Origin of the sequence: Streptomyces sp. NPDC050549 (assembly GCF_040655035.1) — a bacterium.
Taxonomy (GTDB): Bacteria; Actinomycetota; Actinomycetes; order Streptomycetales; family Streptomycetaceae; genus Streptomyces.
The window spans coordinates 229,114-253,674 of the sequence record NZ_JBFAJD010000003.1; the positions used below are offsets into that span (position 1 = coordinate 229,114).

Sequence of the window (24,561 nt, forward strand, 5' to 3'; positions counted from 1 at the left end):
AACGCCAAATCGCCACACACGGTGTCCACCCGACTGCCGTCCGCATCGACCGCGAGATCGATAGCCCACAGCAATCAATAACGATCGTGTTTTCGATAACAGCACTCTTGACGCGCCTGTAACGCCGGGGCAAGACTCCCGTCCATCGGTCGGCATTGTCGAACACCTACCGGCAATACGCGCTAGAGTGTGGCAACGCCAAAGGCCGGCATCGCTCTCACCCCCGAGGGCGCACGAACCCCCGGCGGGACCCGGGGTTCGGCTTCCCTGGACGAAGGACAAAGGAGTCGCGGGTGTCCAGCTCCGACATCTTCATCGGCGAGACCATAGGTACCGCCGTACTCATCCTGCTGGGCGGTGGCGTCTGCGCCGCCGTCACGCTGAAGGCCTCCAAGGCACGTAACGCCGGCTGGCTCGCCATCGCCTTCGGGTGGGGTTTCGCCGTCATGACGGCCGTGTACATCTCGGCACCGCTCTCCGGTGCCCACCTCAACCCGGCCGTGACGCTCGCACTCGCGATCAAGGACGGTGGCTGGGACAACGTCCCGATCTACTGGGCCGGGCAGCTGCTCGGCGCCATGATCGGCGCGACACTGGTCTGGGTGGCCTACTACGGCCAGTTCCAGGCGCACCTGACCGACGAGGAGATCGTCGGCGAGCCGACGGCCAAGGCCGTCGAGGCCGAGGAGAAGGGTGCGGGCCCGGTCCTGGGCATCTTCTCCACCGGTCCCGAGGTCCGGAACGTGGTGCAGAACCTCGCCACGGAGATCATCGGCACCGTCGTCCTGATCATCGCCATCCTGACGCAGGGTCTCAACGACAAGGGCAACGGTCTCGGCACCCTGGGCGCCCTGATCACCGCCTTCGTGGTCGTCTCCATCGGTCTGTCGCTCGGCGGCCCGACCGGTTACGCGATCAACCCGGCCCGTGACCTGGGCCCGCGCATCGTGCACGCGCTCCTGCCCCTGCCCAACAAGGGCGGTTCCGACTGGAGCTACGCCTGGATCCCGGTGGTCGGTCCGCTGATCGGCGGCGCCATCGCTGCAGGCCTCTACAACGTCGCTTTTGCTTAGAAGCAGCATTCCGAGCACTGAAGCAGCAGTAGACCAGTCCTCATGACCACGGAACCCCTCAGGAGCACACAGTGACCGACGCCCACACCGCCGGACCGTTCATCGCGGCCATCGACCAGGGCACGACCTCCAGCCGCTGCATCGTCTTCGACCGGGACGGCCGTATCGTCTCCGTCGACCAGAAGGAGCACGAGCAGATCTTCCCGAAGCCGGGCTGGGTCGAGCACAACGCCACCGAGATCTGGACCAACGTCCAGGAGGTCGTCGCCTCCGCCATCGAGAAGGCCGGCATCACCCGCGACGACATCAAGGCCATCGGCATCACCAACCAGCGTGAGACCACGCTGCTGTGGGACAAGAACACCGGTGAGCCCGTCCACAACGCCATCGTCTGGCAGGACACCCGCACCGACGCGCTCTGCAAGGAGCTGGGCCGCAACGTCGGCCAGGACCGCTTCCGCCGCGAGACGGGCCTCCCGCTCGCGTCGTACTTCGCAGGACCCAAGGCCCGCTGGCTGCTCGACAACGTCGAGGGCCTGCGCGAGCGCGCCGAGGCGGGCGACATCCTCTTCGGCACCATGGACAGCTGGGTCATCTGGAACCTGACGGGCGGTGTCAACGGCGGCAAGCACGTCACCGACGTCACCAACGCCTCCCGCACCATGCTGATGAACCTGCACACCATGCAGTGGGACGAGAAGATCGCCGAGTCCATCGGCGTCCCGCTGAACATGCTCCCCGAGATCCGCTCCTCCGCCGAGGTCTACGGCGAGGTCACCGGCGGCCGTCTCGGCGACGTGCTCGGCGGCATCCCGGTCGCCTCCGCTCTCGGCGACCAGCAGGCCGCCCTGTTCGGCCAGACCTGTTTCGCCGAGGGCGAGGCCAAGTCGACGTACGGCACCGGCACCTTCCTGCTGATGAACACCGGTGAGAAGCCGGTCAACTCGTACAACGGCCTGCTCACCACGGTCGGTTACCGCATCGGCGACCAGAAGGCGGTCTACGCCCTCGAAGGCTCGATCGCCGTCACCGGTTCGCTGGTGCAGTGGATGCGCGACCAGATGGGCCTCATCTCCACCGCCGCCGAGATCGAGACGCTCGCGCTCACGGTCGAGGACAACGGCGGCGCCTACTTCGTGCCGGCCTTCTCCGGTCTGTTCGCCCCGTACTGGCGCTCCGACGCCCGCGGTGTGATCGCCGGTCTGACCCGGTACGTCACCAAGGCGCACCTCGCGCGCGCCGTCCTGGAGGCCACGGCCTGGCAGACCCGTGAGATCACCGACGCCATGACGAAGGACTCCGGCGTCGAGCTCGCGGCGATCAAGGTCGACGGCGGCATGACCTCCAACAACCTGCTGATGCAGACGCTCTCGGACTTCGTGGACGCCCCCGTGGTGCGCCCGATGGTCGCCGAGACCACCTGCCTCGGCGCCGCCTATGCCGCCGGTCTGGCCGTCGGCTTCTGGACCAGCACCGACGACCTGCGTGCCAACTGGCGCCGGGCCGCCGAGTGGACCCCCAACATGGCCGCGGAGAAGCGCGACCGTGAGTACAAGAGCTGGCTCAAGGCCGTGGAGCGGACCATGGGCTGGCTCGACGACGAGGAGTAAGAACCCCACATGACCAGTCAGTCCACCCTGCAGTCCGTGCCTGCCCTCGGTACGCACCCGGCCTCCGGCTCGAACCCGAGCCGGGCCGAGACCCGGGAGCAGCTCTCCAAGGCGACGTACGACCTCCTCGTCATCGGCGGCGGCATCCTGGGCATCTCCACCGCCTGGCACGCCGCGCAGTCCGGGCTGCGGGTGGCCCTGGTCGACGCCGGCGACTTCGCCGGTGCCACCTCTTCCGCCTCCTCCAAGCTTCTCCACGGCGGTCTGCGCTACCTGCAGACCGGCGCGGTGAAGCTGGTGGCGGAGAACCACTTCGAGCGCCGTGCGGTGTCCCGCCAGGTGGCCCCCCACCTGGCGAACCCGCTCACGTTCTACCTCCCCGTGTACAAGGGCGGTCCGCACGGCGCGGCGAAGCTCGGGGCGGGCGTCTTCGCCTACTCCGCGCTCTCCGCCTTCGGCGACGGCGTCGGCCACCTCCTGTCCCCCGCCAAGGCGGCGCAGGACGTGCCCGAGCTGCGCACCGAGAACCTCAAGGCCGTGGCCGTGTACGGCGACGACCAGATGAACGACGCGCGCATGGCGCTGATGACGGTCCGCGCGGCCGTCGAGGCGGGCGCGGTCGTCCTCAACCACGCCCAGGTCACCGGGCTGCGCTTCACCCAGGGCCGGGTGACCGGCGCGGAGCTGCGCGACGCGACCTCCGGCGACGAGTTCGGCGTGAGCGCCCGCCTGGTGCTCAACGCGACCGGCCCGTGGGTCGACCACCTGCGCAGGATGGAGGACCCGAACGCGGCCCCCTCCATCCGCCTCTCCAAGGGCGCGCACCTGGTCCTGAAGCGGACCTCCCCGTGGAAGGCCGCACTCGCGACCCCCATCGACAAGTACCGCATCACCTTCGCCCTCCCCTGGGAGGACATGCTGCTCCTCGGCACCACCGACGAGGAGTACGAGGGCGACCCGGCGGACGTCGCGGTCACCGAGAAGGACATATCCCAGATCCTGGACGAGGCCGCGTTCTCGGTCCGCGACCAGCAGCTCTCCCGTGACCTGATCACGTACTCCTTCGCCGGTCTGCGCGTGCTGCCCGGCGGCCCCGGCAGCACCGCGAAGGCCAAGCGCGAGACGGTGGTGACCGAGGGCAAGGGCGGCATGCTGTCCGTCGCGGGCGGCAAGTGGACCACCTTCCGGCACATCGGCCGTACGGTCATGCAGAAGCTGGAGTCCCTCCCCGGCCGCCCGCTCGGCGAGGACTTCGAGCCGATCTCCTCCCTCCCGAAGAAGCTGCCGCTGCCGGGTGTCGCCAACCCGCGCGCGGTCGCCCACCGCCTCCTGGTCGACAACCCGGCGCCGGGCCCGCGCATGGCGGCCGACACGGCGAAGCACCTGGCCACGCACTACGGCTCGCTCGCCTTCGACATCGCCCGACTCGCCAACGAGAACCCGGAGTTGGGCCGGCGCGTCCACCCCGACGCTCCCGAGATCTGGGCCCAGGTCGTCTACGCCCGCGACCACGAGTGGGCCGAGACCCAGGACGACGTCCTGCGCCGCCGCACCACCCTGACGATCCGCGGCCTGGCCACGGACGAGGTCCGCGCGAAGGTGCAGGACCTGCTCGACAAGAAGTAGACGTTCAAGCGGTCGTCGCTACGACGTGACAGGGGCGGTTCCCGATCGGGAACCGCCCCTTCGTCGTACCGCGCGCATGCTGATGACACGTCCCAACGGCCCATGCCCCACCGGCGATTCGCACTTCTGCAGGCCCCTCGGACGATTCCGCGCGCTCCCTCACACGGGTAGCCGACCGGCGGTTCCAGGCCGGTACCGGCCGTGAGAACGGTGGGTTCCGACAGAGCGGTCGGGACATGGGGGGTCCGGCCCGGGGAGCGGCGGTCGTATGCAGGGTGGATGGCACAGTGCGCGGGTCCGGCGGCGGCTCGGGTTCACCGTGTGCGGGGGCGCGCTCGCGGCGCTGGCCGGGGTGCTGCGGCTGTGGTGGCGCGACGCGGCCACCGCGGGGGTGATGGTGTCGGCGATCGGCGCGTTCCTGTCGATCGCGGCGCTCCTCGCCGATGTGCTGCGCGGCGACGCCGATACCGCCCCGCGCTCGGCCGACGAGGACCGCAGGCGGGCTGCCGACGCGCTCGCCGAGGCCGTACGGGAGCAGTGGTCCGCCGAGGCACGGCTCCGGCGGTTGCAGGATCCCGCCCCGCTGGACATGGCCTGGGCTCCGGCGGAGCGGTGGCTGGCCGATCACCCGGAGAACATCAGGCGGGTACGGCCGCTGCCCGCACCCCGTGGGCAGCGGATCGAGGACGTCACCGGGTCGTTCGCCGCGCTGCCCGGGCGGCGGCTGGTGGTGCTGGGTGGTCCGGGGTCGGGCAAGAGTGTGCTGGCGCCGCGGTTCGTGCCCGGCCGGCCGCGCGGCGGTCTGGTGGTCCGGTGCCGGTGATCTTCCCGCTGGCGGGCTGGGACCCGCGGCGGACCGGGCTGCGGGACTGGCTCGCGGAGCGGCTGGCCGCCGAGTACCGCCCGCTGGCAGCCGTGGCCGACGGACGGCACACCTTGGCCCGGGGCCTGCTCGACGCGGGGCTCGCGCTGCCGGTCCTCGACGGCTTCGACGAACTGTCCGGGCCCGTCTACGGAGAGGCCGTGCGACGGATCAACGCCGAACTCGACGACAGCCTGCCGCTGTTGCTCACCAGCCGGGTCGAGGCGTGGGCGGAGGCGGTGACCGAGGGCGATGTGCTGACCGCCGCCGAGGTGGTCGAGCTGCGCCCGCTCGGCCTCGCGCAGGCCGGGGCCCATCTGGAGCGGACGGCACGGCCGTTACGTCCTGTGGAGGGTGCGCCGGGAACCGTGTGGACACCAGTGCTGCGGGAACCCAGGGCCCGGCCGGACTGCCCGGCGGCGCGGGCGCTCACCACTCCCCTGATGGTGGCGCCGGCCCGTGCGGTCTACGGCGACACGTCCCGCGATCCGCCCGAGCTGCTCGACCCGGACCGCTTCCCGACCGTGGGCGCCGTCGAGGAGCATCTGCTCGGGGCGTTCGTGCCCGCCGCGTTCGCGGACTCCGGGCCCTGGGCGACCTCGGTCGCGGTACGCCGACTCACCCTGCCGGCACGGGTGTTGGAGCGGCGCGGCACCGGGCGGCCGGCGTGGTGGGAGCTGGAGTCGATGCTGCCGCGGGCGGTTCCGTCCTGGCCCCGGGCCTGCTGGCGCCGGCCCTGCCGTCACTGCTGGTGCTGCCGGTCAGGGTGGCGCGCGGCGAACGAGTCGGCGGCCGTGGAGGATCTCGCGTCCGTGCTCGCCACACTCGTCGGGCAGACCGTGGGGTTCGCGTTCGGGGAGGCGTTCCTGCTGCCGTCCCGGGACGACCCGCCGAACCGGCGGACGCCGGCCCGGCAGACGCTGATCACCGCCGGGTGAGCGCGCTGTTGTGGGCGGGCTTCGCCTACGCCGACGACCTGCGGTTCGGCTTCCGCTTCGGCGCGGTGACGGACGGCTGGGTGCCCGATCTGCTCGGCGGCTGTCTGTTCTCACTGCTGTTCATCCTGTTCTTGGGCATCGCCGGGCTGTCGCGCCACCCGGTCCCGCTCTCGCTGCCCTGGAGCGGCAGCGCGGGGCGCGCGGCGGCCCGGGGCTGCGGTGCCGTCCTGCTGCTGAGCGGGCTCGGCCCGGCGTGCGCGGTGGTGGCCGGCCGGTCCGGCAACCCCTGGACCGGGCTGGTCGGCATCACCTGCGCGGGAGCGGGCGCGGCCCTGCTGATGAGCGGTGGCCGCCGGGCCGGGCAGGACCTCGCACAGCCGACCCGGGCGGGCCGCATCGCCCGGCGGTTCGCGGCGGGCGCGGTCCGTGGCACCGCCGCCGCGCTGCTGATCGGGGTCACCGCCTGCACGGTCGCGGGGCTGACCGCGGCCGGGGTGATCGTGCTCAAGTCCGGCTCCACGGCCGACCTTTCGGGTCGGACGATCGACGGCTGGAGTTTCACGGAACACCCCGGCCTGCGGACGGCGACCACCCGGCACCGGCTGCGCCGCACACTGCTCCTGCCCGGCAACGGAGCCCGGCCGATCGCCCACCCCAGGGCACCCGGCCCCCCGACTGCGCGATCCCGCTGCTCGGCGACCGCCGCTGCGTCCCCTTCACCGCGCGGCGCACGGCCTTCGAGTGCCGGGACGGCGCGGTGGTGGCCCGCCTCGGCCTCACGGACGACACGGCTCCGCCTGTCACGGTGTACGCGGCGAACCTGCGGTCCGTGCTGCCAAAGGCGGCCCGTGGCTGGCTCACCACCGGCCCTCCGTCGGGCGTTCTCCGGCACTGTCTCCCGCCGCCGATGGCGGGCGGAGTGCCGGTCGGGATCGTGGGCGGCTGTGTGTGCGGCGTCCACCGCACGCTGAGCGTCCCGTCGGACGTCATGCGCGCGGCCGGCCCCGGTTCGTCCCTGCGTACGGACCGTACGGCGTCCTTCACCCGCGGCGGCATGGTCGCGCTGCTGGTGGCCGCGGTCTGCGTACCGGTGGTGACGCTGCCGGGCGACTGGGGCGGCCTGGTCCACATCGGCACCCAACTGTGGCTGCCGCTGGGCTCGGCGGCCCTCGCGCTGAACGCATGGGGCCGCTTCGCCGTCGCCCGGGCCCGGCTCGCGGCGACGAGCCGGATGCCGTGGCGCCTGATGGCGTTCCTGGAGGACGCCCACCGCCGTGGTGTCCTACGGCAGTCCGGCGCGGGTTTCGAGTTCCGGCACCAGCGGCTTCAGTCGCATCTCGCGGGCCGCGATACGGCCCCGGCGGTCACCGGTCACCCGGCGGACGGACCCTCGCGACCGCGCGAGTCGGAGAACCGCTCGGTGCAGGCAGGGGGATCCCTCGGCTCCCACCCGGACTCAGACCAGCGCCCGGACAGCCTCAGGTGACGTCAACTCCGCCCGCCGCAGGATCAGTTCACGCCCAAGCAGCAACGCCCGCCGGGACGCGGGCGCCGGATCCGGCAGCGTCGTCAGGTCGGTCAGGTGGGCGAAGCCGATGATGCGGCGGACGATCTCCGTGCCGGCGTAGCCGACGGAGTCGGTCCAGACGCGGGAGAGGAAGCGGTCGAGGTGGGCGTCGTCGAAGAAGGTGTCGACGCGGGTCGGCCACAGTCGCCGGAACTCGGTCTCGAACGACTCCCAGGAAAGCCGGAGTTGGTCGCCGTGGTCGGACAAGGTGCCCAGCGCACGCGCCCGTTCCTCCGCCACGAGCACGTTGGCCCAGTACAGGCCGAGGTCGTAGCCGATCGGGCCGACGAAGGAGAACTCGGGGTCGAAGACCCTTACCACCGGGGCGCCTTCGCGCTCGCCGATCATGACGCTGCCGGTGTGCAGGTCGCCGTGGAGGAGGGCCTGCGCGCTGGTCATGAAGGTGTACCGGAGGTCGGCGACCTCCGTGCGCAGGCGGGCGTCCGCGCGGAAGTCGGCAGCCAGGTCCGTCAACTCCGGGAGCCAGTGGTTGTGTTCGTGCTCGATGTACGGCTCGGAGAGCACCACGTCTTCCGTGATCTTGCACAGCTCGGGGCTCACCGAGGCCGCGATCAGCGCCTTCCGGTCAGCTGACTCCATACCGAAGTCGCTGGTCGCGAAGGCGAGTTGGGCGACGAACTCGCCGATCCGTGCCGAGGTGTCCGGGCCGTAGGACGCGCCCTCGTTGAGGACCGTGCGCAGGACCTCCAGGTCGGACATGTCCTCCATGACGAGGGCGTAGTTGTCGGCGTCGTAGCCGTGGATCGCCGGGATCTTGTCGGGGGCCACGCGCGCGACCTGCTCGTAGGCCCGCGCCTCGGCGTCGGCGCGCTCCGGGCTCATCGGCCAGGAGGGCCCCGCGACCCGCACCCAGGGCAGCGCCTGCTTGACGGCGAGGCGGTGGCTGCCGTCGGCGTTCGAGGCGAGGAACACCCGGTTCATGTTGCCGTCCGACACCTCACGGACGTGGATGTCGCTCACGTCCGCCCAGTGGCCGCGCTCGTGCAGGTACGCCGGGACGTCGTCGGTCTCCAGGATGCGGTAGCCCATCGTGCGAACTCCTCGAACTTCCTTATGCGGTGCGGCGCTTGGACAGGGTGAAGCTGAAGACGAGGGCGAGGATGAGGACCGCGCCCTCGACTACGTCCTGGGTGTAATAGGGCAGGCCCTTGATGGTGAGACCGGTGGTGATGATGCCGATGAGGACGGCGCCCAGGGCCGTGCCCCAGACGTTCGGGCGGCCACGGCCGAGGACCGAGGTACCGACCAGGGCGACGGCGACCGCCTCCAGGAGCTGCGAAGTGCCCGCGCTCACGTCTCCCTGGCCGATGCGCGAGGCCAGGATCAGGCCGCCGATGGAGGCGAGGACACCGGAGAGGACGTAGGCGAGGGCCCGGTAGGCGCCGACGCGGATGCCCGCCAGGCGGGACGCCTCCGGGTTGGCGCCGATGGCGTACAGCACGCGGCCCCAGCGGGTGCGGGCCAGGAACACCCAGGCGATCACCGTCAGCGCGCCGAAGATCAGCACCGAGATGGGGATGCCGAGGAGCGTGCCGCGGTCGATGCGCAGGAAGCCGTCGGTGAACTTGCCGGGGGCGGTGGTGCCGTCGGACTGGGTCATGCCTGCGGAGATGGACTGGCCGTCGACCAGGATGAGTTTGGTGCCCTGGATGACGAACATGGTGCCGAGGGTGGCCAGCATGTCCGGGATCTTCATGACGACGATCAGCAGGGCGTTGAGGAGTCCGGCCAGCGCGCCCGCCGCGATCACGGCGAGGATCGCGACCGTGCCGACCTGGTTGTACGTCACCATCGTCTTCGCGGCGACGGTGACACCGAGGCCGGCGACGGCGCCGACCGACATGTCCATTCCGCCGACGGCCATGGTGAGAGTGACGCCGAGGCCGAGGATCGCGGCGACCGAGACGTACCGGAGGGTGTCGAGGAGGGTCGCCGACTCGCGGAAGGAGCCCTCGCTCAGCGCGAAGTACAGGAAGAGCGCGACGGTGACGAAGATGAAGCCGTACTTGATGACGGCATTCTGGACGAGCACGACGGTGGAGACGGCGGGCGGGGCCGTCGCCTTGGGTGCGGCCTCGGGGCTCTGGGTGGTGGTCATGGCGTACTTCCTGAGTGGGCCGGGGTCACACGGACGCCGAGATGGTCTGGATCACGCGGTCGCGTTCCGCGTCTTCGCCGTAGGCGTCGAGATGCACTTCACCGGCCGACAGCACCACGACCCGGTCGGCGATCTCCAGGACCTCGTCCACGTCGGCGGAGAGGACCAGGACGGCGGCTCCCTCGGCGGCCAGCGCGCGGGCGCGGCGGCCGATGTCGCGCCGGGCACCGATGTCCACGCCTCGGAACGGCTCGTCCAGGATGAGGACACGAGGGGTGTGCGCGAGCCAGCGGCCCACGACGACCTTCTGCTGGTTGCCGCCGGAGAGCTCCTCCACCGTGCTGTGCTCGTCGCGGGCGACGACACCGAGGACGTCGATGGTCTCGCGGCCGAGGGCGTCCTCCTTCGCCGTGTTCACGAGTCCGCCCCGGGACAGGGACTTGAGGAACGGCAGCGAGATGTTCTGCGCCACCGACCAGCCGGGTACGAGCGCGTCGGCGTGCCGGTCCTCGGGGACGAGGTGGACGCCGGCGTGGATCGCGTCGGCCGGGCGGCGAGGTGCGTAGGGCTTGCCGTCGAGCGTGACCGTGCCGGTGGTGAAGGGCTCGGCGCCGAACAGGCCGCGGGCGAGTTCCGTCTTGCCCGCCCCCAACAGGCCTACGACACCGGTGACTTCACCGGCGCGGAGGTCAAGGTCCAGGGCTGCCCGTCCCTCGAAGAGGTGGACGCCGCGCAGGCCGAGGACGGTGTCGCCGTGTCGGCCCGAGTGCCGCGGGCGGGCCGTCGTCACCTCGTGGGCCTGGGCCAGCATCGCGCGCAGGGCGCTGTCCCAGTCGAAGGGTTTGACCTGGTCGTCGGTCAGGCCGCCGTCCCGCAGGACGACCAGCCGGTCGGCGAGCGCGTCGATCTCGCCGAGGCGGTGGGAGACGTAGAGGACCGCGATGCCGTCGTCGCGCATCTTCTCGACCAGGGCGAAGAGCCGTTCCGCCTCGGCGGCGGAGAGGGCGGAGGTCGGTTCGTCGAGGACGAGCAGCCGGGGGCGGGTGGCGAGGGCGCGGGCCAGGATGAGCAACTGGCGGTCGGAGATGCCGAGTTCGGTGACGTCGCGGCGCAACACGGCGTCGCTCCAGTCGAGTTCCAGCGCTGCCTGGATCTCGCGGGCGCGGGCCAGGACGCGGCGGCCGTTGAGGAACGGGTTGCCCCGGCGCTGGGCCAGTTCCTCGAAGACCAGGTTCTCGGCGACGGAGAGGCCGGGCACGATGCCCTCGCCGATCCGCTGGTGGACCGTCTGGATGCCCAACTGCCGGGCGGCGGACGGGGACTGGAGAGCTGCGGGTTCCCCTGCGACCCGCACCTCACCGCCGTGGCCCGTGTGGACGCCCGACAGGATCTTGATCAGCGTGGACTTGCCGGCTCCGTTCGCACCGAGCAGCGCGACCACGCTGCCCGGTGCGATGTCGAGCGAGACGGAGGCGAGCACCGTCTTGCCGCCGAAGGCCATGCTGACGTCGCGGAGCGAGACCGCGGCGTCAACTGCCGTGTCAGTGGGCGACATTGGGGATCCAGTCGGCGGTGCTCACCTTGGAGAGGTTCAGGGCGGGCAGGGCCGCGCGGAGCTGGTCCATGTTCTCGATCTTGTTCTTGCGCAGGAAGTCCTGGGTGATGGCGACGGCCGGGAAGTCGACCGAGGTCTTGTTCAGCTGACCGGCCAGCTCCAGGGCCGCCGTACGGACGACGGCCGCGCCGACCGCGGACGGGTCGGTGCCGGCGGTGGCGACCCACGGGCTGTTTGCGGCGGTCATGTTCTGGATGTCGGCGTTGGAGACGTCCGCGCCGAAGACCTTCACCCTGCTCTGCAGCTTCTTGTTCTGGACGGCGAGGACGGTGCCCTTGGCGAGCTCGTCGTAGGGGGCGAAGACGCCCGCCACGTCGGAGTGCTGGGTGAGCGCGGCGGAGACCAGGGGAACGTTGTCGGTGGCCGTGGAGTCGGTGACCTTGCCGACCTTGAACTGCTGCTTCCAGCCCTGGGCGGCGACCTCCTTCGCCCAGACGGTGTTGCGCTTGTCGAGGGCCGCGTAGCCGGCCACGTTGACGTAGCCGACCTTGGCGTTCTTGCCGACCGTCTTGGCCATCACGTCGAGGACGGCCTGCGCCATGCTGGCGTCGTCCTGCTCGGTGCTGATCACGGACTTGTTGGTCTGGTCGACGTCGTAGACGACGACCTTGATGCCCTTCTTCACGGCCTGGTCGATCTCGGGCTGGATCGTGGACGGGAAGCCGTGGTCGACGATGATCGCCTGCGCGCCGGAGTTGATGGCCGAGGACAGGTCGGTGGCCTGCTTGGCGTTGTCGGCCTGGGCGTCGTACACGGTCAGGTCGATGCCGAGGGCCTTGGCCTGTGCCTTGGCGCCGTTGCCCCACTGCTCGAAGTAGTCGCCGGCGCCGCTCTGCCGTACGAGGGCGACCTTGACCGTGCCCCTGCTGAAGGGGGCCGGCTTCTTGCCCGTGGCGGCCGAGGCCGAGGCGGCTGTGTCGGCGGTGTCCTTCGACGCGTCGGTGGACTGGGAGCAGCCCGCGAGGAGGAGGGCCGAGGCGGAGGCCAGCGAGAGCGCGGCGAGGGGGACACGGGTGCGGGACATGAGGGGCTCCAGGTGCAAGGTGGTGCAGAAGGGGTGAAGGACGGGCGTGCGTGACCCGGAGCACGAGAAAAGGAATCAGCCACCGCGAACGGGTGGTGGACCGCGGCACGAAAGGCTCGCGGGGCTCCGGATGTGGTCAGCGACAGCTGGCTGTGGTCGACCGGAGCAAGTCCACGTACAGCCGCCGCACGAGCAGCAGCGTCTTCATAGGGAGATCATGAGAATGTTTTCAGCCATTGGTCAAAGGGATGGAAGCGGTTTCTCAGCTGGTGAGACAACGACTACGTCACATCAGGCCTGGTCACCGACGGCGGTTACCATCACATAACCGGCCCCGACCCGGGACGACGGGCCTCGTTGCACCCCCTTTGCCTCTCCCACCGGTCCGGTGTTCGTCTCGGCATCCGGACATCCCTCCCACTTTTCCGGAGTTGCTCCCATGACCCTGCTCACCACCTGGCCCGAGTCGGGTCCCGAGAACCTCGTGCGCCGCACCGCCGACCCCGTCGAGATCGCCGCCGCGCTCGCCCCCCTCGGTGTGCGCTACGAGCAGTGGCCGATCCGCGAGGACGTCCCGGCCGACGCCGACAGCGACACCGTCTTCGCCGCGTACGGCCCGGAGATCGACAAGCTGAACGCCGAGGAGGGCTTCACCACCGTCGACGTCCTCGGTCTGCACCCCAGCGACGACCCGGAGTACCCCGCCAAGGCGGCCGGCGCCCGGGCGAAGTTCCTCCAGGAGCACACGCACGACGACGATGACGAGGTCCGCTTCTTCGTCTCCGGCTCCGGCATCTTCTACCTGCACGTGAACGGCGAGGTGCACGCCGTCTACTGCGAGAAGGGCGACCTGCTGGGCGTGCCGCGCGGCACCACCCACTGGTTCGACATGGGCACCAAGCCCGCCTTCACCGCGATCCGCTTCTTCCACGAGGAGGACGGCTGGGTCGGCAACTTCACCGGCTCGACCATCGCCTCGCGCTTCCCCGACTACGACACGATCGACGCGGGCTACCAGCAGGACAAGGCCGCCGCGTGACCTTGAGGTACGACGTGGACGCCGTGGTGCTCGACATCGAGGGCACCACGAGCGCCACGGGCTTCGTCGTCGACGTGCTGTACCCGTACTCGCGCTCACGCTTCGCCGCCCTGCTCACCGAGCGGGCCGAGGACCCGGCCGTGTCCCGGGCGATCGCACAGGTCCGCGAGCTGACCGGCACCCCGGACGCCGACGCCGTAGAGATCGAGAAGACCCTCAACTCCTGGCTCGACGAGGACCGCAAGGCCACCCCGCTGAAGACCCTCCAGGGCATCATCTGGTCCGAGGGCTTCGCCCGCGGCGACCTCGTCTCGCACTTCTACGACGACGTCGTACCGGCCCTGCGCGCCTGGCACACGGCGGGACTTCGGCTCTACGTGTACTCGTCCGGCTCGGTGGCCGCGCAGCGCGCCTGGTTCACATCGAGCCCGGAGGGCGACCTGCTGCCGCTGGTCTCCGGTCTCTACGACACGGAGAGCGCCGGTCCCAAGCAGGAGCCGGAGTCGTACCGCCGGATCGCGGCGGCGACCGGCGTCGAGCCGTCCCGGCTGCTCTTCCTCTCCGACCGGCCCGGCGAGCTGGACGCGGCTGCGGCCGCGGGCTGGCACGCCGTGGGTGTACGGCGGCCGGGAGAGCCGTACTTCGAGCAAGGCGTCGGCGACCACGCACAGGCGGGGGCGTTCGACGAGATCAGCATCACCAGTTCAAGGAGCACCACGTGACCACCGAGCCCACCGCACTCGACCTTGAGGAGGCGGGGGCGCAACTCGCCGCCGAGTCCGCCCGTTTCGCCTCGTTCGGCTGGATGCGCGGGACCTCCGGGAACCTGTCCGTGGTGCTGTCCCGGGACCCGCTGCGGCTGGCCGTGACGGCGAGCGGGCACGACAAGGGCGAACTGACTCCCGCGGACGTGGTGTTGGTGGACGGGAACGGCGCCGCCGTCCAGGGCGGCAAGCCCTCCGCCGAGGCCGAACTGCACGCCCGTGTCGCCGCGTTGACCGGCGCCGGCGCGGTGGTCCACGTGCACACCGTGGCGTCCGTCGCGATGGGACGACGCGAGCCGGGCGGGATCGTCTTCAAGGACGTGGAGATGCTCAAGGGCGTCGGCCAGCCCGCGCACGACGTCGAGGTGACGCTGCCGGTCATCGCCAACAGCCAGGACATGAAGGTGCTGGGCGACCGCCTGGAGGCGGCCCGGGATCCTCGGATGCCGGCGGTCGTGGTGGCCGGACACGGGCTGTATGTGTGGGGCGACGATCCGCGTCAGGCGCGGCATCACACCGAAGTGGTGGAGTGGTTGCTGGAGTTGGAGCTCACCCAGCGCTGAGCGACGCCGGTCCATGCGAAAGGGGCCCCGAGTCTCGGGGCCCCATCGCTGGTTCCACAGAGCAGCGACACCGGCCTCGCCCTAGCGGCCGGGGGCGGGCGGGGTGCGCGGTCGCAGGCGCTCTCCCTGCGGCCCGAACATGATCAGATACTCGACGGGCCCGCCGGAGCCGGCGTTCGCGACCCCGTGCGGGGCGCGGGTGTCGAACTCGGCCACGTCCCCGGCCGTCAGGACGAGATCCTGGTCGCCGAGCGCGAGCCACAGCCGCCCGTACAGGACGCACAGCCACTCGTAGCCGTCGTGCGAGACCTGCCGCGGGCGCGCTGGCGGTTCCTCGACGGCGGGCAGGACGTGCTTGTGCGCGTGCAGTCCGCCGACGTAGCGGGTCAGCGGCAGGACCGCCTTGTCGTCGCCGAAGCTCAGCGGCACCGGAGCGCGGCGCTCGGCCGCAGGTGCGGGCGCGGTGCCGGCCAGCTCGTCCAGGGAGACGCCGTACTCCTTCGCCAACTGCAGGACCACCTCCAGGGTGGGCTTGCGCCGGCCGGTCTCGATCCGCGACAGCGTGCTCGGCGAGATGCCGGTCGCGCAGCTGACGCCGGTGAGCGTGGCGCCGCGATGCTCGCGTGCGGCCCGCAGCCGGGGGCCCATCGCCGCCAGCGTCTCGGCCACGTCGTCGCCTGCCACCGCCCCCGCACCTCCCGAACGCCGTACTCCACCGCCCTGTCCTGCAAGTTTGCCAGATTGGCAACCCTCATCGCCTCGGGCGGTCGCCGCGCCGCATGATCGACGGGTACCCGCGACCACCAGCGCACCGAGGAGATGCCCATGCAGTCCGAGCCGTCCGCCGCCCTCCGCCACCGCACCGTCGAGGGCCCCGCCGGGCGCATTCATCTGGTCGAACAGGGCACCGGCCCGCTGGTCCTGCTCGTGCACGGCTTCCCCGAGTCCTGGTACTCCTGGCGCCGACAGCTCCCGGACCTCGCCACGGCCGGCTACCGGGCGGTGGCGATCGACGTGCGCGGCTACGGCCGCTCCGCCAAGCCGGCGGCGACCGACGCCTACCGGGTGCTCGACCTGGTCGCGGACAACGTCGCCGTCGTACGCACCCTCGGCGAGGAGAGCGCCGTGGTCGCCGGCCACGACTGGGGCTCCGGCATCGCCGCCGCCTCCGCCCTGCTCCACCCCGAGGTCTTCCGCGCGGTCGGCCTGCTGAGCGTCCCCTACGCACCGCCCGGCGGGCCCCGCCCCACGGACGTCTTCGGCACGATCGGCGGCCCCGAGCAGGAGTTCTACGTCTCCTACTTCCAGAAGCCCGGCCGCGCCGAGGCGGAGATCGAACGCGATGTCCGGGGCTGGCTCGCCGGCTTCTGCGCGGCCCTGTCCGCCGACACCATGCCTGCCCGGGGCGAGCCCGACCCGCACTTCGTGGCCCGCGGCGGCCTGCTGTGCGACCGCTTCCCCGCCGGCGCCCTCCCGGCCTGGCTTACCGAGGACGAACTCGACGTCTACGCCGGGGAGTTCGAGCGCACAGGCCTGACCGGCGCCCTCAACCGCTACCGCAACGTGGACCGCGACTGGGAGGACCTCGCCCCGCACCGCGGAGCCCCGATCAGGCAACCGTCGCTGTTCATCGGCGGCACCCTGGACGCCTCCACCACCTGGATGTCCGACGCGATCGCCGACTTCCCCACCACACTCCCCGGCCTGACCGCCTCCCACCTCCTGGACGGCTGCGGCCACTGGATCCAGCAGGAACGCCCCCAGGAGGTCAACCGTCTGCTGACCGGCTGGCTCGACGCGCTCACGGACTGAACCACCTGGCCCGCGACACCGCCGGGCCGGCGCCCCTCTCCGCCACTCACACCCTTACGCCAGCCGGTCGCCGGGGAGTTCACCGGCCGACACTTCCAACACGCCCCGCTCCGTGACCAGTCCCGTAACCAAACGCCCCGGCGTGACATCGAACGCGGGGTTGTGCCCACGCGACTCGGCGGGAGCCGTCCGCACACCGCCCCATTCCAACACCTCGGCCTCGCCCCGGAGTTCGATGTGGATCTCGTCGCCGGTTCTGGTGGCGAGGTCGACCGTGGTGGTCGGGGCCGCCACCAGGAACGGGATACCGGCGTCCGCGCAGGCCAGGGCGACGCCGACCGTGCCGACCTTGTTCGCCGTGTCGCCGTTGGCCGCGATGCGGTCCGCGCCGACGATGGCCGCGTCGACCTCGCCGCGCAGGATGGTGCCGGCCGCGGCGCCGTCGGCCTGGACGTAGTGCGGGATGCCTTCCTGGACCAACTCCCAAGCCGTCAGGCGCGATCCCTGGAGCAACGGACGCGTCTCGTCGGCGTAGACGACCTCCACCAGCCCACGCGCGTGCAGTTCACGGATGACGCCGAGCGCGGTGCCCCATCCGGCGGTGGCCAGCGCACCCGTGTTGCAGTGCGTCAGAAGCCTCAACGGCCGCTCCACGCCCACCTTCTGGACCAGCCAGTCCGCGCCGAACGCACCCATCGCGCGGTTGCCCGCGACGTCTTCGCGCTGGACGGCCGCAGCCTCTTCGAGGACCGCGTCGAGGCCTTCGTAGAAGCGGGTCATGACCCGGTCCACGCCCGCCATGAGGTTGACCGCGGTGGGCCGGGCCTCACGGACGCGGGCGACGGCCGCGCGCACCTCGGCCTCGGTCCATCCCTTGCGCTCGCCCTCGATGATCGCGAGCGCGACACCGTACGCGCCGGCCGCTCCGATCGCGGGCGCCCCGCGCACGACGAGACGCTGGATCGCGTCGACAAGCGTGTCCACATCGTGGACAGCCATCGTCTCGTGGCGGAGCGGGAGCAGGGTCTGATCGATGAGCGCGAGGCCGCTGCCGGTCCAGTCGACCGCGCGCAATTCCTGGGGCATAACGGGACACTCCTGCTGTTCCGATGGGTGTCGGACACCGTACATGACCAGGAAGAACCACAGTTCGAGACAGTCGAGCAGGTGTCTCAAAACGAATGTTAAAGTCCAGCACCCGCAGCCCGAAGGCCGAGACGAAGGAGGACGCGTGCTGTTGACGATGCGCCGTTTCCTCGATCACGGCCGCTGCGCGAGCGACTGCCGTCGACGCTGACCTGTCCCTCTCGCGTCCACCCCTCGTCTTGTTCCGTCTCACCATCTGGTCGCACGCGCTCCCGGCGGAGCGCGCCTTGCCGTACCCCGGAAGGTCCCCATGCTCCGCAGATCACGTCGCACCCTGCAGCTCGTCGCCGCCACCACGCTCATGGTCACCGCCGCCACCGCCTGCAACGCCGCCGCCAGGACCGACGCCTCGGACAGCGCGAGCGGCAGCAGCGGGAAGTCGTTCACGCTGGTCACCCCGGACGCGGTCGGACAGAACGAGTTCCTGAAGCTGGCCGTCACCGGAGTGAAGGCCGCCGCGAAGACGCACCACGGGACCGAGAAGGTCTACGAGTCCACGGACACCGCGTCCCAGCAGCAGAACGTGCAGGCCGCCGTGGAAGCGAGCCCGAACGTGATCGTGCTGGTCGGCTTCGAGTTCGCCGACATCGTCGCGCAGCAGGCCAAGGCGCACCCCAAGCAGCAGTTCCTGATGATCGACGCGTGCACGACGAAGACCTTCAAGAACGTGACGTGCGCGGTGTTCCGTGAGCACGAGGGTGTCTATCTCGCGGGCGCCGAGGCCGGGTTGCTCAGCAAGAGCGGCAAGGTCGGTGCGGTGGACGTGCTCGACACTCCCCAATTCCGGCGCTACAGCGACCCGTTCGCGGCCGGTGCCAAGAAGGTCGCCGCCAAGACCTCCGCGTCGACGCGCTTCGTCGGCGGCCAGTCCCCGTTCGACGACTCGGCGCGCGCCAAGGAGCAGGCCAACTCCCTGCTCTACAAGGGCACCGACCAGATCATGGCGGCCGCGGCGGCCGGCAACTACGGCGTCTTCGAGGCCGCGAAGGCCAAGGGCGCGTTCGCGTACGGCGTCGACGTCAACCAGTGCGTCTCCTCCCCCGGCACCGTCGTCGACAACGTGATCAAGAAGACGGACGTCGCCGTCGAGAAGGGCGTCGAGCAGGTCCTCGCGGGCAGAGCGGGCACCTCGGTGTCGTACGGCCTGAAGGAGGGCGGCATCAGCCTCACCGGACTTGAGTCGGGCGTCGACTCGTCGAAATGCGTGATCGCCCAGCACAAGGACGTCCTCGCCAAGGTGAAGGCGCTGCGCGACCAGATCGTCTCCGGAGAGCTCAAGGTCGATGACCCGGCCGCCGGTTGACCCAGCCGTCGAGCTCCGGGGAATCACCAAGCGCTTCCCCGGCACGCTCGCCAACGACAACGTCGACCTGACCGTCCAACGCGGCGAGATCCACGCCCTCATGGGCGAGAACGGCGCCGGCAAGTCCACCCTCATGTCGATCCTCTACGGCATGGAGCGCGCCGACGCGGGCTCCATCCGGATCGACGGCCGCGAGGCGACCTTCGGCGACCCGAGCGCCGCCATGGCCGCCGGGCTCGGCATGGTCCACCAGAGCTTCAAGCTCTTCGACTCGCTGACGGTCGCCGAGAACGTCGTCTACGCCGCCGAGCCGCGCCGCTTCGGCCTGGTGGACCGGGCCGCCGCCCGCCGCCGGGTGCGTGAGCTGGCCGAGGAGCACGGACTCGCCGTCGACCCGGACGCCCGGGTCGGCGAACTCCCGGTCGGCCTGCGCCAGCGCGTGGAGATCCTGAAGCTCCTGCACCGGGGCGCCCGCACGCTGATCCTCGACGAACCGACCGCCGTGCTCACACCCGCCGAGGCGGACGCCCTGTTCGCCGTCCTCAAGTCGCTGGCCGCGCAGGGTCGTACGGTGATCCTTGTCACCCACAAGCTGCGCGAGGTCCTCGAAGGCAGCGACAACGTGACCGTGCTGCGGGACGGCCGGGTGGTCGCCCGCCTGGTCACCGCGGACACCTCGGCCGGCGAGATCGCCGCCGCGATGACCGGCCGCGCGGTCGAGCTGGACCGCGTACACGCGCCCGGAACACCCGGTGACGTGATCCTCGACGTGAAGAACCTCACCACGGACTCCGTCCACGATGTGGGACTCACCGTCCGCGCCGGGGAGATCGTCGGGATCGCGGGCGTCGCGGGCAACGGCCAGAGCGAACTGATCGAGGCACTGGCCGGGCTACGGCCGGTCGCCTCCGGTCAAGTGCGCCTCAAGGGGCGGGACATCACCCACGCCTCGGCCACCGAACGCCGGGCACAGGGCCTCGCCTACGTCCCGGAGGACCGGAACGCGGTCGGCACGGCACCGGCGGCCACCGTCGCGGACAACCTCGCGATGGGCCACCACCGAACGTCCCTCTCCGCGAAGGGACTTCTGCCGCCCGCATCCGTACGCGCCCACGCCGGGCGGCTCATCGAGCGCTTCGGCATCAAGGCGGCCACCCCCGAGGTACCCGCTTCCGCACTGTCCGGCGGCAATCTGCAGAAACTGCTGATCGGCCGCGAACTCGCCCATGCGGCACCGCTGTTGCTCGTCGAGCAGCCGACGCGCGGGGTCGACATCGGCGCCATCCAGAACATCCACGAGCAGATCGTCGCCCACCGCGACGCCGGTCACGCCGTCCTCCTCGTCTCCGCCGAACTGAGCGAGATCCGGGGCCTCGCGGACCGGGTCCTGGTCATGTACGAGGGCCGGGCCACAGCGACGTACACGAAGGACGAGGCGGACGAACGGGAACTGGGGCTCGCCATGGCGGGCGGAGCCGCAGCACCGGCGGAGGCCGTCGACTGACATGACTCCCACCCGAATATCCGGAGCCCTGCGCTCCCCCGTCGCCTTCTCCGTGCTCGCGGGCCTGGTCATCGGCGCGGTGTTCCTCGTCGGCACCGGCGCGGACCCGGTCACCGCCTACGGCGCGGTCATCACCGGCTCGCTCGGCGCCGACGGCATCGGCTCCACACTGAGCACCGGCACCAGCGTGCTCGGTATGGCGCTCGCGCTGGCGATCCCGTTGCGGGCCGGGCTGATCAACCTCGGCGGGGACGGACAGATGGTCCTCGGCGGCATCACGGCGGCCGTGACCGGCCTCTACTCGCCGCTGCCCGCACCGCTCACCGTCGTACTGGCGCTGTTCGCGGGCATGGCGGCGGGTGCCGTGTACGCCGCGCTCGCCGCCCTGTGCGAGAACCGGCTCGGCGTTCCGCTCCTGGTCAGCAGCCTGTTGCTCAGCTACCCGGCGATGTCGCTCGCGTCCTACCTCGCGCGCTACCCGCTCAAGGAACCCGGCTCCAGCCTCCCCCAGACCCGCGCGATGCCGGACGGCGTGGCACTGCCCGCGTTCGGCGACTCGACGGTCACCATCGGGCTCATCCTGGTGGTGCTGGCGGCAGCCGCGTACTGGTTCACCGACAAGCGCACGGCCTTCGGCTACGAGATCCGCATGACGGGCCTCAACCCGCGTTTCGCCGCCTACGCGGGCGTCGAACGCCGGGGCCTGACCTTCAAGTTGATGTCCGTCTCCGGTGCGCTGGCCGGACTCGTGGGCGCCATAGGGGTGTTGAGCTTCCCGTACCGCTTCGTCGACGGCTCGCTCACCGCACCCGGCTACACCTGGACGGGACTTACGGCCGCCCTGCTGGCAGCCGCAGCCCCGCTCGGCACGGTCGTCGCCTCCTTCTTCTTCGCCGTCCTCGCAGTCGGCGGCCTGGCGATGGAGCGGACGACGGAGGTGCCACGCGAGCTGACGCAGGTGCTCCAGGCCATCGTGATCGTGTTCCTCGCGGCCCGGCTCCGCTTCCCGACGAAGTGGTTCAGCAGGCGTGCTCAGGAAAGCGGGGCCGTGTGATGTTCTTCGACTCCGATCTGCTGATGTCGGCGCTGCGCGCGCTGACCCCGATCCTGCTGGCCGCGCTGGGCGGTGCCCTGTGCGAGCGGGCGGGGGTCTTCAACATCGGCCTCGAAGGCATGATGCTGATGGGCTGCTTCACTTCCGTGGCCACGAGTTGGTTCACCGGCAGCGCCTGGCTCGGCGTCCTCGCCGCCGCCCTCGCGGCAGCCGCGTACTCCCTCATCCTTGCCGTGGGCGCGATAACTCTGCGCGGGGACGCGGTCGTTCTCGGAATCGCCATGAATCTTCTGGCAGTTGGCCTGACCAGCTTCCTCCTGCGTACGGTCTTCGGTGTGCAGGGCACTTTCGACGATCCGTCACTCGCCGGTCTGCCGTTGGTCGGTGGCTTCACCCCGCTCGCGTATCTGGCGTTCGTCGCGGTCGCGGTGGCCGCGGTGATGCTGTCCCGGCATGTGTGGGGGCTCAGGTTGCGCGGCGTTGGTGAGGCACCGGACGCGGCGGCCACGCTCGGGGTGAGCCCCGCGAAGTACAAGTACGCGGCCGTGCTGATCTCCGGGGGCCTCTGCGGGCTCGCGGGGGCTCAACTCGCGCTCGGAAACGTCACGTTGTACTCCGAGAACATGACGGCGGGCCGGGGCTGGATCGCCGTCGTCGCGGTGATGCTCGGCCGCGCGGCACCGGTCGGCGTGCTGCTCGCCGCGCTGCTCTTCGGTCTCGCCGAGGCCGCCGGCTTCCGCCTCCAGGGCGTCGGCCTGCCCCAACAGGCCACCGATGCCGCGCCGTACGTCGTGACGCTCGTCGCCCTCTTCCTCTCGACGGCCCGCCGCCGTCGCCGTACCGCCAACTCCCCTTCCGGAGCCGCCACATGACGCAGGACCTGCTGCCCATCACCCGCATACCAAGGACCGGACTTCCGGCGCACGCGGTCGTCGTCGGCGACCCGGCGCGCGCCGCCGCCGTAGCCGCGCTGCTCGACGGCGCCGAGGAGGTGTCGTACCACCGCGAATACCGTGTGTTCAGCGGGAGTTGGAAGGGCCTGCCGGTCACCGTCGCCTCGCACGGGGTGGGTGGTCCTGGCGCGATCCTGCTGTTCCAGGAGCTGGCGGACGCGGGGGTCCGCACGTTCCTGCGCTTCGGCACGGCGGGCGCGATGAAGCCCGGCATCGGCGACGGCGACCTCGTCATCGCGGAGGCGGCCGTACGCGACGACGGTGTCACACCGCAGTTGCTCCCACCGGAGTACCCGGCGGTCGCCGCCCCCGAGGCGGTCCTCGCCCTCCAGCGCGCCGCTCGCGAGGCCGGCGCCCCGCACCACCGCGGGATCGTATGGACCCGGGCGGCCTTCCAGCCCGGTCTCATCCCCCTCTTCTCCTACGACGGCGCCGGGCTCGCGGCGATCGAGATGGAACTGTCGGCGCTGCTGGTGACCGCCTCGCTGCGCGGGCTGGTCGCGGGTGGAGTGCTCGTGATCGACGGCGCCAACGCCGATGAACTCGTCGACGCGGAGACCACCGGTGGGTACGACCCGCACCGGGAGGTCGTCGCGGCCGGTGTCGAGCGCGGCGCTGTGGTCTCACTGGAGGCACTGCGGCTGCTGGCGGAAGGGAGCGAGGCGTGAACATCGACCTGTTGGTGCACGGCGGTGACGTCCTGACCGTCGACGAGGCCGGAACTGTCGTACGGGACGGGGCGGTTGCCGTCCACGAGGGCGAGATCGTCGCCGCGGGGCCAGCCGAGGAGCTGACGACCCGGTTCACGGCAACGGAGTCCATCGACTCGTCGGGCTGTCTCGTGCTGCCCGGACTCGTCAACACGCACACCCACCTCGCGATGACGCTGCTGCGCGGTCGCGCCGACGACGTCACTCTCCAGGGCTTCCTGGAGCGGGTGTTGAAGTGGGAGGCCGAGCTGCTGGCTCCGAAGAACGTGGCGGCGGCCGTGCGGCTCGCGGTGGCCGAGAGTGTGCGGGCCGGGGTGACCTCGGCGCTCGACATGTACTGGTTCCACGAGGCGGCCGAGCAGGCGGCCCGTGAGGCGGGCTGGCGGCTGCACTCCGGGCCGACCTTCATGGACGTACCGGAGCCGCCGGACGGAATGCCCTACGAGGACCGACTCGACTGGGCGCGAAGGGACTTGGTGGCGCGGGGTGCGGCACGCCCCGGTCGGCGACCGATCCTGTTCGCGCACTCGACGTACACCCTCGCCCCCGACCAGCTCGTCGAAATCGCCGCCCTGGCACGGGAGTTCGGGGCGCTGCTGCACATCCACGCGGCGGAGAACGCGACCGAGGTCGCCACCGTCGAGGTCAAGTACGGCAAGCGTCCTGTGGAGTTGCTCGACTCGCTGGGGCTGCTCGGCCCCGATCTGCTGCTCGCGCACGCCGTGGACCTGACCGGCCCGGAGATCGCGGCGCTGGCCCGCACGGGCACCTCGGTGGCCCACTGTCCGGTGTCCAACCTGAAGTTGGGCTGCGGGATCGCGCCGGTGCCGCGGCTGCTCAGCGCTGGTGTCACCGTCGGGCTGGGCACCGACGGGGCCGTAAGCTCCAACACGCTGGACGTGCTGGGCGCCGTACGGCAGGCGGCGCTGGTGCACAAGGCGAGTGGTGACCCGACGGCGGTCGGTGCCGAGCAGGCCGTACGGATGGCGACGATCGAGGGTGCGCGGGCGCTGGGGCTCGGGGAGCACCTGGGGTCCCTGGAGGTCGGAAAGCGGGCCGACCTGATCGTCCTGGACCTGGGCGCACCGCATCTGCGGCCCCTGCACGACCCCTGGTCGACGCTCGCGTATGCGGCGCACTCGGCGGACGTGCGGGACACGGTGGTGGACGGCCGGGTGCTGATGCGGAACCGGACACTGAGCACACTGGACGAGGAAACCGTGGTCGCGGAGCTCGAATCACTTGCCTGAGCTGTGGATTTCTCTCCCGTTCAGCCCAC

23 protein-coding genes are annotated in these 24,561 nt (G+C 71.0%); 17 read left to right on the forward strand and 6 right to left on the reverse strand.

The window, feature by feature from the left end; translation table 11 throughout:
* Positions 1-293 precede the first annotated feature (293 nt).
* From AB0I51_RS07130 to AB0I51_RS07160, 7 genes are all read left to right on the forward strand, one after another.
* The gene (locus AB0I51_RS07130; RefSeq protein WP_362972263.1) at positions 294-1,073 is read left to right on the forward strand and encodes an MIP/aquaporin family protein; all 780 of its coding nucleotides are present in this window, start codon (positions 294-296) and stop codon (positions 1,071-1,073) included.
* A gap of 71 nt (positions 1,074-1,144) precedes the next feature.
* Positions 1,145-2,683 (forward strand): glycerol kinase GlpK, encoded by a 1,539-nt coding sequence (gene glpK / locus AB0I51_RS07135; protein ID WP_362972265.1) that lies wholly within the window; start codon positions 1,145-1,147, stop codon positions 2,681-2,683.
* A 9-nt stretch (positions 2,684-2,692) separates the two neighbouring features.
* A complete protein-coding gene (locus AB0I51_RS07140; RefSeq protein ID WP_362972267.1) occupies positions 2,693-4,309 on the forward strand; it encodes a glycerol-3-phosphate dehydrogenase/oxidase in 1,617 nt (538 codons plus the stop codon).
* A 268-nt stretch (positions 4,310-4,577) separates the two neighbouring features.
* On the forward strand, positions 4,578-5,132 hold the full coding sequence (locus AB0I51_RS07145; RefSeq protein ID WP_362972269.1) for a hypothetical protein: 555 nt from the start codon (positions 4,578-4,580) through the stop codon (positions 5,130-5,132).
* Positions 5,123-6,109, forward strand: coding sequence for a hypothetical protein (locus tag AB0I51_RS07150; RefSeq protein WP_362972271.1), 987 nt, complete (start codon positions 5,123-5,125; stop codon positions 6,107-6,109). Before AB0I51_RS07145 ends, AB0I51_RS07150 begins: the two co-directional genes overlap by 10 nt.
* A complete protein-coding gene (locus tag AB0I51_RS07155) occupies positions 6,106-7,080 on the forward strand; it encodes a hypothetical protein (protein WP_362972273.1) in 975 nt (324 codons plus the stop codon). Before AB0I51_RS07150 ends, AB0I51_RS07155 begins: the two co-directional genes overlap by 4 nt.
* The gene (locus AB0I51_RS07160; protein ID WP_362972275.1) at positions 7,029-7,595 is read left to right on the forward strand and encodes a hypothetical protein; all 567 of its coding nucleotides are present in this window, start codon (positions 7,029-7,031) and stop codon (positions 7,593-7,595) included. Before AB0I51_RS07155 ends, AB0I51_RS07160 begins: the two co-directional genes overlap by 52 nt.
* On the opposite strand, the gene mtnK is transcribed toward AB0I51_RS07160, so the two are convergent.
* The 4 genes from mtnK to AB0I51_RS07180 are packed head-to-tail and all read right to left on the reverse strand — an operon-like array spanning position 7,566 to position 12,434.
* The gene (gene mtnK / locus AB0I51_RS07165; RefSeq protein WP_362972277.1) at positions 7,566-8,726 is read right to left on the reverse strand and encodes an S-methyl-5-thioribose kinase; all 1,161 of its coding nucleotides are present in this window, start codon (positions 8,724-8,726) and stop codon (positions 7,566-7,568) included. The two genes, AB0I51_RS07160 and mtnK, sit on opposite strands and share 30 nt — an antisense overlap.
* A 22-nt stretch (positions 8,727-8,748) precedes the next feature.
* Entirely contained in the window at positions 8,749-9,795 is a 1,047-nt protein-coding gene (locus AB0I51_RS07170; RefSeq protein WP_362972279.1) for an ABC transporter permease, read from the reverse strand.
* A 25-nt stretch (positions 9,796-9,820) separates the two neighbouring features.
* On the reverse strand, positions 9,821-11,350 hold the full coding sequence (locus AB0I51_RS07175; RefSeq protein ID WP_362972281.1) for a sugar ABC transporter ATP-binding protein: 1,530 nt from the start codon (positions 11,348-11,350) through the stop codon (positions 9,821-9,823).
* Positions 11,337-12,434 (reverse strand): substrate-binding domain-containing protein, encoded by a 1,098-nt coding sequence (locus tag AB0I51_RS07180; RefSeq protein ID WP_362972283.1) that lies wholly within the window; start codon positions 12,432-12,434, stop codon positions 11,337-11,339. Before AB0I51_RS07180 ends, AB0I51_RS07175 begins: the two co-directional genes overlap by 14 nt.
* A 439-nt stretch (positions 12,435-12,873) precedes the next feature.
* Between AB0I51_RS07180 and AB0I51_RS07185 the strand changes: the two genes are divergently transcribed.
* The 3 genes from AB0I51_RS07185 to mtnB are packed head-to-tail and all read left to right on the forward strand — an operon-like array spanning position 12,874 to position 14,800.
* Positions 12,874-13,473, forward strand: coding sequence for a cupin domain-containing protein (locus AB0I51_RS07185; RefSeq protein WP_093624766.1), 600 nt, complete (start codon positions 12,874-12,876; stop codon positions 13,471-13,473).
* Positions 13,470-14,195, forward strand: coding sequence for an acireductone synthase (mtnC, locus tag AB0I51_RS07190; RefSeq protein ID WP_362972285.1), 726 nt, complete (start codon positions 13,470-13,472; stop codon positions 14,193-14,195). Before AB0I51_RS07185 ends, mtnC begins: the two co-directional genes overlap by 4 nt.
* Complete coding sequence (gene mtnB / locus AB0I51_RS07195; RefSeq protein ID WP_362972287.1) at positions 14,192-14,800, forward strand: methylthioribulose 1-phosphate dehydratase; 609 nt, start codon at positions 14,192-14,194, stop codon at positions 14,798-14,800. Before mtnC ends, mtnB begins: the two co-directional genes overlap by 4 nt.
* A gap of 81 nt (positions 14,801-14,881) precedes the next feature.
* Here the strand turns inward: mtnB and AB0I51_RS07200 are convergent, their stop codons facing one another.
* On the reverse strand, positions 14,882-15,484 hold the full coding sequence (locus tag AB0I51_RS07200) for an XRE family transcriptional regulator (RefSeq protein ID WP_362972289.1): 603 nt from the start codon (positions 15,482-15,484) through the stop codon (positions 14,882-14,884).
* A gap of 141 nt (positions 15,485-15,625) precedes the next feature.
* Between AB0I51_RS07200 and AB0I51_RS07205 the strand changes: the two genes are divergently transcribed.
* Positions 15,626-16,612, forward strand: coding sequence for an alpha/beta hydrolase (locus tag AB0I51_RS07205; protein ID WP_362972291.1), 987 nt, complete (start codon positions 15,626-15,628; stop codon positions 16,610-16,612).
* Positions 16,613-16,666: 54 nt separating this feature from the next.
* On the opposite strand, the gene mtnA is transcribed toward AB0I51_RS07205, so the two are convergent.
* Positions 16,667-17,698, reverse strand: a complete 1,032-nt coding sequence (gene mtnA, locus AB0I51_RS07210; protein ID WP_362972293.1) for an S-methyl-5-thioribose-1-phosphate isomerase — start codon at positions 17,696-17,698, stop codon at positions 16,667-16,669.
* A gap of 310 nt (positions 17,699-18,008) precedes the next feature.
* Between mtnA and AB0I51_RS07215 the strand changes: the two genes are divergently transcribed.
* The 6 genes from AB0I51_RS07215 to AB0I51_RS07240 are packed head-to-tail and all read left to right on the forward strand — an operon-like array spanning position 18,009 to position 24,532.
* Positions 18,009-19,061 (forward strand): BMP family ABC transporter substrate-binding protein, encoded by a 1,053-nt coding sequence (locus AB0I51_RS07215; protein WP_362972295.1) that lies wholly within the window; start codon positions 18,009-18,011, stop codon positions 19,059-19,061.
* Positions 19,042-20,565 carry an ABC transporter ATP-binding protein gene (locus AB0I51_RS07220; protein WP_362972297.1) on the forward strand — a complete coding sequence of 508 codons (1,524 nt, stop codon included), beginning with the start codon at positions 19,042-19,044 and terminating at the stop codon, positions 20,563-20,565. The genes AB0I51_RS07215 and AB0I51_RS07220 overlap by 20 nt, the downstream gene beginning before the upstream one ends.
* Position 20,566: 1 nt before the next feature.
* Entirely contained in the window at positions 20,567-21,619 is a 1,053-nt protein-coding gene (locus AB0I51_RS07225; RefSeq protein WP_362972299.1) for an ABC transporter permease, read from the forward strand.
* Positions 21,619-22,491: an ABC transporter permease gene (locus tag AB0I51_RS07230; protein ID WP_362972301.1), complete on the forward strand. Its 873-nt coding sequence runs from the start codon at positions 21,619-21,621 to the stop codon at positions 22,489-22,491. Before AB0I51_RS07225 ends, AB0I51_RS07230 begins: the two co-directional genes overlap by 1 nt.
* Positions 22,488-23,240 carry a nucleoside phosphorylase gene (locus AB0I51_RS07235; protein WP_362972303.1) on the forward strand — a complete coding sequence of 251 codons (753 nt, stop codon included), beginning with the start codon at positions 22,488-22,490 and terminating at the stop codon, positions 23,238-23,240. Before AB0I51_RS07230 ends, AB0I51_RS07235 begins: the two co-directional genes overlap by 4 nt.
* Complete coding sequence (locus AB0I51_RS07240) at positions 23,237-24,532, forward strand: amidohydrolase (RefSeq protein ID WP_362972305.1); 1,296 nt, start codon at positions 23,237-23,239, stop codon at positions 24,530-24,532. The genes AB0I51_RS07235 and AB0I51_RS07240 overlap by 4 nt, the downstream gene beginning before the upstream one ends.
* The last annotated feature ends 29 nt before the right edge of the window (positions 24,533-24,561 follow it).

Excerpts from the sequence above, each read along its gene's own strand:
- AB0I51_RS07140 (WP_362972267.1), top strand. The coding sequence starts at position 2,693 with ATGACCAGTCAGTCCACCCTGCAGTCCGTGCCTGCCCTCGGTACGCAC.
- AB0I51_RS07145 (WP_362972269.1), top strand. The coding sequence starts at position 4,578 with ATGCAGGGTGGATGGCACAGTGCGCGGGTCCGGCGGCGGCTCGGGTTC.
- mtnK (WP_362972277.1), bottom strand. The coding sequence starts at position 8,726 with ATGGGCTACCGCATCCTGGAGACCGACGACGTCCCGGCGTACCTGCAC.
- AB0I51_RS07170 (WP_362972279.1), bottom strand. The coding sequence starts at position 9,795 with ATGACCACCACCCAGAGCCCCGAGGCCGCACCCAAGGCGACGGCCCCG.
- AB0I51_RS07175 (WP_362972281.1), bottom strand. The coding sequence starts at position 11,350 with ATGTCGCCCACTGACACGGCAGTTGACGCCGCGGTCTCGCTCCGCGAC.
- AB0I51_RS07180 (WP_362972283.1), bottom strand. The coding sequence starts at position 12,434 with ATGTCCCGCACCCGTGTCCCCCTCGCCGCGCTCTCGCTGGCCTCCGCC.
- AB0I51_RS07185 (WP_093624766.1), top strand. The coding sequence starts at position 12,874 with ATGACCCTGCTCACCACCTGGCCCGAGTCGGGTCCCGAGAACCTCGTG.
- AB0I51_RS07205 (WP_362972291.1), top strand. The coding sequence starts at position 15,626 with ATGCAGTCCGAGCCGTCCGCCGCCCTCCGCCACCGCACCGTCGAGGGC.
- mtnA (WP_362972293.1), bottom strand. The coding sequence starts at position 17,698 with ATGCCCCAGGAATTGCGCGCGGTCGACTGGACCGGCAGCGGCCTCGCG.
- AB0I51_RS07215 (WP_362972295.1), top strand. The coding sequence starts at position 18,009 with ATGCTCCGCAGATCACGTCGCACCCTGCAGCTCGTCGCCGCCACCACG.
- AB0I51_RS07220 (WP_362972297.1), top strand. The coding sequence starts at position 19,042 with ATGACCCGGCCGCCGGTTGACCCAGCCGTCGAGCTCCGGGGAATCACC.
- AB0I51_RS07225 (WP_362972299.1), top strand. The coding sequence starts at position 20,567 with ATGACTCCCACCCGAATATCCGGAGCCCTGCGCTCCCCCGTCGCCTTC.
- AB0I51_RS07230 (WP_362972301.1), top strand. The coding sequence starts at position 21,619 with ATGTTCTTCGACTCCGATCTGCTGATGTCGGCGCTGCGCGCGCTGACC.
- AB0I51_RS07235 (WP_362972303.1), top strand. The coding sequence starts at position 22,488 with ATGACGCAGGACCTGCTGCCCATCACCCGCATACCAAGGACCGGACTT.